This window comes from Acinetobacter sp. NigerLNRRAM0016 (genome assembly GCF_054112845.1).
Genome location: NZ_JBSYVT010000074.1, coordinates 1 through 5,489, shown reverse-complemented (window position 1 = coordinate 5,489; position 5,489 = coordinate 1). Strand labels below are relative to the sequence as shown.

Below are 5,489 nucleotides of genomic sequence, written 5' to 3'. Positions count from 1 at the left end.
ATTTATTTATGTTAGGGAGTAAGTCGTTTTGTTTGAACTTTTTTATAGTTTTATCTAGTTCTTGAATTGATAAATTTCCCCAGCATTTGCATTCATATACAGCTAGCTTTTTAGGGGATTTTACAAAATTGGCACAAATATCAAGTCCACCCTGATAGTGTCCATTTCCTTTAATACGATGAGCATTTATTAATTCTTTGTCTTTATGAAGTAGCCATTCGCAATATTGCTCAAATTGTTCACTAGTTAGTTGTAGAAAAGGTAAGACTGTGGCATCGAATGGAATATAATTTTTCATAAATTTTTTTCAAGACAATTTATATATTGTTTTGGTCAAATAAGGATGATTAAAGTCAATATTTTTAGGGAATTAGCTTAACTAAATGTAAATATTGCTTATTTAATACTCTGAGTTTCTGAATTCTAGCATTTAATCATCTTGAATTTGCTTGATAATTAAAAATTATCTTGGCACTCTCTGTCATTTGTAGAAATTAGTAGTTTTTTGGTATGGCTAATTATAAATTCTTAGATTTGTTTGCAGGAGCTGGTGGGCTTTCTGAGGGTTTTATAAAGGCCGGTTTTGATCCAGTTGCTCATGTAGAAGCTGATACAGCTGCATGTGCTACTTTAAGAACACGTCAAACTTTTCATTGGTTAAAGAAAAATAATCAGCTTCAAACTTACATTAAATATCTAGAAGGAAAAATTAGCCGAGAAGAGTTGTGGGCATCTGTACCCAGAGATGTGCTTGATGCTGTAATTAATGAATTTATTGGCCCTGAAAGGTTAAGTGCGATATTTGATAAAGTCGATCAATATCTCAATGGAAGTAAGTTAGATCTAGTGGTTGGTGGGCCACCATGCCAAGCTTACTCAATTATTGGTCGAGCGCGTGGAAATACAAAAGATGACCCCCGCAATCACTTGTATATTTACTATGCCAAATTCTTGGAAAGATATAAGCCTAGATATTTCGTTTTTGAAAATGTTCTTGGACTACTTTCAGCAAAAGATAAAAATGGTAATTCATATTTTGAAAAGGTAACTGCACTTTTTAATTCAATTGGATATGCAGTTGAATATAAAATTCTAACGGCAACTGATTATGGAATACTACAAAATAGAAAGCGGATTATTTTAGTTGGGAAGAAAGGGATCAAAAGTAAAAACTTTTATCCAAATTTACCAATATGGCATTCGGATGCTACTGTATGGAATTTGCTTGAAAATCTTCCGAAAATTAAAGCAGGTGAAGGTTCTCATTTACCATGTTGTGTTACAAAAGAAGCCCACCCGTGGTTAGAACAAGCAAATATTAGAACAGATCTACCTGTGACTTGGCATCAGGCTCGACCAAATACACAGCAAGATCTAGAAATTTATCGTATAGCTGTAGATATTTGGAATCGTCATAAAAAACGATTAAATTATAATGATTTGCCAGAGCGATTAAAAAGTCATAAGGTGAGTGAGTCCTTTACTGATCGTTTTAAAGTTGTTTCTGGTGATCTAGCTGCAGCACATACTGTGGTCGCACATATAGCAAAAGATGGGCACCATTATATTCATCCTGATATTGAACAAAATCGATCATTAACTCCTAGAGAGGCTGCAAGATTACAAACTTTTCCAGATGACTATTTTTTTGAAAGTCAGTCTGGTAAACCAAGTCGGACTAGTGCTTATAAACAAATAGGAAATGCTGTTCCTGTTTTCTTAGCATATCAAATAGCTAAACAATTGAAGAGAAATTTTAGATGAAAGATACAAATACAGATAATCAAGAAGAAAAGAAAAAAGAAAAATTTGAATTTAAACCAAGAGCCAGATTACTTGCTCAATTGGGCGATCAGCTAATTAAAAATGAACATATTGCTGTAGTGGAGTTAATTAAAAACTCTTACGATGCTGATGCTAATTTTTGTAAGATTGTATTAGATAATTTTATGGATAAGAAAAATGGCAGCATTGCTATTCTAGATGATGGCAATGGGATGAATATTGATACCGTCAAAAATGCTTGGCTTGAACCCGGAAGTGATTCAAAATTAGATGAAGATAAAACTCCAAAATTATCACCTGTTTACAATAGACTACCAATAGGTGAGAAGGGAATTGGAAGGTTTGGGGTTCATAAATTAGGTGATAAAATTACCTTAATCACTAAGGCTAAAGGTGCTAAAGAGGTCCATGTTGAAATTGATTGGGAAGATATTGAGCATGTTAAATACTTAAAAGATTTTCCTATTAAAGTAGAAGAGAAGGATCAACCTATTTTTTTTACAGAAAAAAACCTTAGGTTGATTTACAACTTAGATGATGAATTCCCTAGTGAGAATATAAAGCAAGAGGGTACATACATATTTATTGAGAATTTAAAAACTCGTTGGGATAGAACAATGATTAGGGAATTAGCGAGAACAGTGAGTTCTTTGCAATCACCGTTTACAAAAAGTAATCAAAGTTTTGAGATTGATCTAGAATTAAAACAAAATAAAAACTGGTTAGAGGGTATTGAAAACTGGGATTCAATTAAAGAAAGAGCATTATTTAAGTTCAAAGTACATATTCGTGGAAGTGAAATAATTAATTTTAATTATGAATTTATGCCTTTCCCTAGTATGTTGGATAAAGTAAAACCAAGAAAAATTACTTTAGATAATAGCGAATATGTTAGTAGTCATAGAAATCTTTTTGATGATGATAATAATAAGAAAAAATTATTAAACTTATCTGAATATAGAATTGGAGATATTGTATTTCAAGGTTATATTTTTGATTTAGACGCGATAGTAATGAAACTTTCAGGAGTTTTAGATCGAAAGAATTTTCGGGAATATTTAAAAAATCATACTGGAGTAAAAGTCTTTAGGGATAATTTACGTGTATATGATTATGGTGAGCATGAAAATGATTGGCTAGGTTTAGATAAAAGCCGCTTTCAAGATCCAAGTAAGGCTATAAGTAACAACTTAATAGTGGCTGCTGTTCATTTTGATCGAGGAAATAGTACCGATCTTCAAGAAAAAACAAATAGAGAGGGTTTTGTTGAGAATGATGCATATATTGCAATGAAAAAAGCTGTATTACATGCACTGGATATTATAACTAATCTTCGACATGAAGATAAATTTGCTTTACGAAAAGCATTGGCTGAAGAAACAGGGCAAAAAACGATTAATAGTCTCGTTCATGAAGCCTGTGAATACGTAGAAAATAATGTAAAAGAAGTGAAGACAAAACAAGGAATTATTAATTATTTCAAAAAATTTGAGGAGGATTATGAGGCAGTAAAGGATACGTTATTGTTGGCAGCGGGGAGTGGTCTTAGTTTATCGGTAGTTATGCATGAAGTAGAAAAAATTGTTTATGAGGTTCAAAGAATATTAACAAAAGAGCCAGATGAAAAAGAAAGAGTATCAAGTTTAGTTAAACATTTATCAACAATGTTAGATGGGTATTCAGAAATAGTCAAAAGGCCCAAAAAGCAATTTCAGAGTTTAAATTCAGCAATAGATCAAGCTCTATTTAATATTGAGTTTAGGAAGAGAGCACACCATGTAAAAACAATTGATGAATATAAGTTGAGAGGAAATATTAAGGTTAATTATTCTAGACCTTTAATTGTGACATCGATTCAAAATTTATTAGATAATTCAATTTATTGGTTAGACTATAAAAATGAAATTGAAGAAGTAGATTTTGAAAAAAAAATATTTATAGATGTTCAGGAGACTAATCATCAATACCATATTGTGATTGCTGACAATGGCAGTGGCTTGAAGGATTGGGATCCAAATTTATTAATGGAGCCTTTTGTTTCATATAAACCAGATCATAAAGGCATGGGTTTAGGTTTGCATATTACACAACAGGCAATGATTTCAAATAACGGTCAGTTAACTTTTCCTTCATTCTATGATTTCGAGATTCCTGATGAATTTCTTGGAGGGGCGTTGGTAGTGTTAAGTTTTAATAAAGAAGGGGAATGATTGTGCAGAGACTACCTGAAAATGGTCGAGTTGTTCTAGTTGATGATAAATTTGAACAAGCTAAACCATTAATAAATTATTTATCGAAAAATAAAATACCATTTACATATTTTGATGGTAGTTTTGAAAACCTACCAGAGTCGGGCTTTAATGATATTAGATTATTATTTTTAGATATTAATCTTTCGGGTGATACAGTTCCATCCCATCAACATTTTAGAGCATTACAAACAGTCGTTGATAAATTGATTAATGAGATTACTCATCCTTATTTATTAATTCTTTGGACTCGTGATTCTTCTATTCTAGAGCAATTTAAACAAGATTTTTTTAATGATTCTACTTTAAAGAAGAAACGTCCTATTGATATATTAGCCTTAGAAAAGGGTAAGTTTTTTAGCCTTTATGGTGATCCATTGGAGGGTGATAGCTTAGAGTTAGAGAAGGAATTTATTGAAAAATTAAATGAGTATCCAGAACTAGGGTGTATTTTTCATTGGGAGTCTGTCGTACATAAAGTTACTAATGAAATTGCTTCAATGTTTTTCCCTCAATTTGGTGAATATACTACTTGGTCTGATGAAACTAAAAAAATGTTTACCCAATTTTCTAAGGCAAGTTTAGGGAAGTATTTTGATGATGCAAAAGAAGAAACAAGATTAAATAGTGCCTTTGAAGTCATCCACCAAGTATTTATGGATGAGTTAGAAACTCAATTCTACAAAGCTGAGAAAAAACTTATTCTAGATGGGTTATCTGATATTATTGCTCCAAATTATAGTATTAATAGCAAATTATTGATCGAAATGAATGATCGAGTGGGAGCCGACTATCCTGGATCATTAATTGAATTAAAGAAAGCTGATACAGATAAAAGTAATTTTTTATTAAGTGTTATAGATAAGGAATTATTTGAAAATAAAGTAGGTCAAGTATATGAATTGTTAGCTGAAAGTGGTGAGAAATTTAGTGCTTTATCCAAAAGTAAACGATCTGAAGAATGTAAAAAATATCGAAAAACTGAGATATTGCCCTATCTGAAAATAGTTCAGTTACGTATAGATCCTTTATGTGACTATGTACAAAAAAAGATTCAACATTCGAAATGTGTAAATGGCTTACTTGTCCCAGAGATTGCGTTTGGTTTTATTGATCGTCGGTCTGAGGCTCTTTATATTTCGCCAATATTTGAATATGAAGGCCGAAATGTGGCTTTAGTTATTGATTATAGAACATTAAATACTGTTCCAGCCTTAGATCAGAAATCAAAGGATAAGAATGAGATTGACGAGCAATCTGTTTTAAAAAATCAGGAAACTTTAGTTTGCAAAGAAGAGTTATTACTCTTTCGTGTTCGATCAGGATTATTAGCAGATATTCAATCCAAATTTGCACGACACGCAAATCGACAAGGCTTATTGTATCTTTGAATTAAGAGACTATTTAATGATTAAAAGTGGCTGTTTAATATCAATACAAGCCTTATTTTTAAAT

Annotated in this window: 3 protein-coding genes and 1 pseudogene; 3 read left to right on the top strand and 1 reads right to left on the bottom strand. The window is 31.5% G+C overall.

The window, feature by feature from the left end:
* A pseudogene (locus ACWQ4X_RS19395) lies at positions 1-298 on the bottom strand (hypothetical protein); the annotation flags it as partial.
* A 212-nt stretch (positions 299-510) separates the two neighbouring features.
* Between ACWQ4X_RS19395 and ACWQ4X_RS19390 the strand changes: the two are divergent.
* The 3 genes from ACWQ4X_RS19390 to ACWQ4X_RS19380 are packed head-to-tail and all read left to right on the top strand — an operon-like array spanning position 511 to position 5,425.
* Positions 511-1,764, top strand: a complete 1,254-nt coding sequence (locus tag ACWQ4X_RS19390) for a DNA cytosine methyltransferase (RefSeq protein WP_457904647.1) — start codon at positions 511-513, stop codon at positions 1,762-1,764.
* The gene (locus ACWQ4X_RS19385) at positions 1,761-3,995 is read left to right on the top strand and encodes an ATP-binding protein (RefSeq protein WP_457904646.1); all 2,235 of its coding nucleotides are present in this window, start codon (positions 1,761-1,763) and stop codon (positions 3,993-3,995) included. The genes ACWQ4X_RS19390 and ACWQ4X_RS19385 overlap by 4 nt, the downstream gene beginning before the upstream one ends.
* A gap of 2 nt (positions 3,996-3,997) precedes the next feature.
* The gene (locus ACWQ4X_RS19380) at positions 3,998-5,425 is read left to right on the top strand and encodes a hypothetical protein (protein ID WP_457904645.1); all 1,428 of its coding nucleotides are present in this window, start codon (positions 3,998-4,000) and stop codon (positions 5,423-5,425) included.
* Positions 5,426-5,489 lie beyond the last annotated feature (64 nt).

Coding starts and splice junctions, on each gene's coding strand:
- ACWQ4X_RS19390 (WP_457904647.1), top strand. CDS start 511: ATGGCTAATTATAAATTCTTAGATTTGTTTGCAGGAGCTGGTGGGCTT.
- ACWQ4X_RS19385 (WP_457904646.1), top strand. CDS start 1,761: ATGAAAGATACAAATACAGATAATCAAGAAGAAAAGAAAAAAGAAAAA.